Genomic DNA, 1,126 nt, shown 5'->3' with positions numbered 1-1,126 from the left:
TGACAAAGTTCGGCGAAGTTGATTTAATCTTCCAACAAGATGAAACTATCGTCTTTGTTGAAGTCAAATATCGTAAGAACGATCATTTTGGCTCAGCGGCAGAAATGGTCACAAACGCTAAAATGCGCAAACTGATCAAAACAGCACAAGTTTGGCTCAGCCAACAACGCACAATGAACACCATAGATTATCGGTTCGATGTCATCGCCATTCATGACAGTGGTCGCGACATCAACTGGATACAAAATGCAATATCTGAAGGATAAGCGATGCTAGACAGCATTAAAGACAGCTTTACAGAAAGTATTCAAATTCAAATCGCAGCCGCAGAAGCTCTGCCTGATGCGATCACGCACGCCGCTCAAGCCATGGTTTCGAGCTTGCTGAATGGCAACAAGATTCTTTGCTGCGGCAACGGTGGCAGCGCCTCAAATGCACAACAGTTTGTTTCTTGTCTTTTAAATCGCTTTGAGACCGAACGCCCTAGCCTTCCCGCTATGGCGCTGACTGCGGACAACACCACGCTAACGGCAGTTGCAAACGACTACCACTATCAAGAGATTTTCTCTAAGCAAGTTCGTGCATTTGGCCAACCAGGCGATATTCTTCTGGCTCTTTCTACCAGTGGCAACAGCAAAAACATCATCAAAGCGATGGAAGCGGCCGTAACTCGCGACATGACTATTATCGCCCTAACAGGTAAAGATGGTGGTGAGATGGCAGGATTACTGGGCGAAAACGATGTAGAAATTCGTATTCCATCCCATCGCACGGCTCGCATTCACGAAGTGCATATGGTCACTCTTCACTGCTTATGCGATTTGATTGACCAAGTACTTTTCCCTGCTCACGAAGAATAACAGATTTGAGAATCAGCATTATGATACGTAGCCTTATCATTTTATGTACCATCTTAAGCTTGAGCGGATGTGCGGGACTGTTCATTGCTGGAGCTGCCACCACGGCAAATATTGTGACAGATACTCGCACCACGAAGCAGATCTGGCAAGACAACAATATTGAATTTGAAGTCGCAGCGATCGGTAATAAAGAACCATTTAAAGGGCATGTACGAGTTGTTGCGAGCTCGTACAATGGTACGGTTGTTTTAATGGGCCAAGCTCCA

General features: G+C 45.6%; 2 protein-coding genes and 1 pseudogene. All 3 read left to right on the top strand.

The window, feature by feature from the left end:
• Positions 1–266: YraN family protein (locus R7F07_RS25250; RefSeq protein WP_318110675.1), on the top strand; the 266-nt coding region annotated here is incomplete at its 5' end.
• Between the two features lie 3 nt (positions 267–269).
• Positions 270–860 carry a phosphoheptose isomerase gene (locus R7F07_RS25245; protein WP_005458175.1) on the top strand — a complete coding sequence of 197 codons (591 nt, stop codon included), beginning with the start codon at positions 270–272 and terminating at the stop codon, positions 858–860.
• Positions 861–880: 20 nt separating this feature from the next.
• Positions 881–1,126: pseudogene (locus tag R7F07_RS25240) on the top strand (hemolysin); the annotation flags it as partial.

Origin of the sequence: Vibrio sp. YT-16 (assembly GCF_033337405.1) — a bacterium.
Lineage (GTDB): Bacteria > Pseudomonadota > Gammaproteobacteria > Enterobacterales > Vibrionaceae > Vibrio > Vibrio alginolyticus.
The sequence above is the reverse complement of the archived record's forward strand: the minus strand, read 5'-3'. Positions and strand labels throughout refer to the sequence as shown.